3 protein-coding genes are annotated in these 1,289 nt (G+C 63.3%); 2 read left to right on the top strand and 1 reads right to left on the bottom strand.

Annotated features, from left to right (window positions below):
- A partial coding sequence (locus EOD07_RS34725; protein ID WP_164772859.1) for a helix-turn-helix domain-containing protein occupies positions 1 to 125 on the bottom strand: 125 nt, incomplete at its 3' end.
- 106 nt (positions 126 to 231) lie between these two features.
- On the opposite strand from EOD07_RS34725, the gene EOD07_RS34720 reads away from it, so the two are divergent.
- Together EOD07_RS34720 and EOD07_RS34715 are read left to right on the top strand one after the other, a co-directional pair.
- On the top strand, positions 232 to 1,089 hold the full coding sequence (locus EOD07_RS34720) for a CoA transferase subunit A (RefSeq protein WP_127238378.1): 858 nt from the start codon (positions 232 to 234) through the stop codon (positions 1,087 to 1,089).
- On the top strand, positions 1,086 to 1,289 hold a 204-nt coding region (locus EOD07_RS34715; RefSeq protein ID WP_281059117.1), incomplete at its 3' end, for a CoA-transferase. The genes EOD07_RS34720 and EOD07_RS34715, both read left to right, overlap by 4 nt.

Genomic DNA, 1,289 nt, shown 5'->3' with positions numbered 1-1,289 from the left:
AGGTCAGCCTCCTCGGCCATCTCGGTCAGCGTCATGCCGCCTGGATGGCGCGCGAGGATTTCCATCACCGCCAAACCGCGTTCCAGCGAGCCGACATGGTCGCGTGAAATGGATTCCTCTTCCACGAACCTCTCCAGGCCAGCGTTGACTCCAGGCAAAGTTTGGAGCTAGAAGTATCACATACAAAACACATGTTCGCAATACGAACTTTTTGCATCATGGAGCCCGGAGATGATCAAATTCCTGCCGCTGAAAGAAGCGGTCGCGGAAAATCTGCATGACGGCGACATCGTCGCTTTCGAGGGCTTCACCCATCTGATCCCGACCGCCGCCGCGCATGAGGCGATCCGCCAGGGCTTTCGCGAGCTGACGCTGATCCGCATGACGCCCGACCTGATCTACGACCAGATGATCGGCATGGGCATGGCGAGGAAGATCGTCTTCTCCTATGTCGGCAATCCGGGCGTCGGCTTGCTCAGGCGCGCCCGCGACGCCATCGAGAACGGTTTTCCGCGCTCAATCGAGGTCGAGGAGCACAGCCACGCAGGCATGGCCAACGCCTATGAGGCGGGCGCTGCCGGCCTGCCCTGCGCGGTGTTCCGCGGCTATCGCGGCGCCGGCCTCGCCGCGGTCAATCCTAACATCAAATCGGTCACTTGCCCTTTCACCGGCGAGGTGCTGGCCGCTGTTCCCGCGATCCGGCCGGACGTCACCTTCATCCACGCGCAGAAGGCGGACCGGAAAGGCAACGTGCTGGTCGAGGGCATCATCGGCATCCAGAAAGAGGCTGTTCTTGCCGCAAAGCGCGCCGTGGTGACGGTCGAGGAAGTGGTCGACAATTTCGACGAGCTGCACCCCAACCTCACCGTGCTGCCGAGCTGGACGATCGCGGCGATTTCGGTCGTGCCTGGCGGCTCGCACCCCTCTTACACGCATGGCTATTACGAGCGCGACAACGCCGCCTATCTCGAATGGGACGAGATCGCCGCCGATCGCGACCGCTTCCAGGCGTGGATCCGGAAGAACGTCATCGAGAGCAGCGCGGACGATTTTGCCGGCCGCGTCGAGCATCTGAGGAAGGCCGCATGAGCGACGCGAAGGATATGGGCTTCACCCCGAACGAGATGATGACGATCGCCGCCAGCCGCGCGCTGAAGAGCGACGATGTCTGCTTCGTCGGCATCGGCGCGCCGTCGGCCGCCTGCAACGTCGCGCGGCTGACGCACGCGCCCGACATCACCTTGATCTACGAGAGCGGCACCATCGGCACCGCGCCCGACGTGCTGCCG

The sequence above is a fragment of the Mesorhizobium sp. M2C.T.Ca.TU.002.02.1.1 genome (assembly GCF_003997225.1).
Note: the sequence above shows the minus strand (reverse complement) of the source record. Positions and strands in the feature narration are given on the sequence as shown.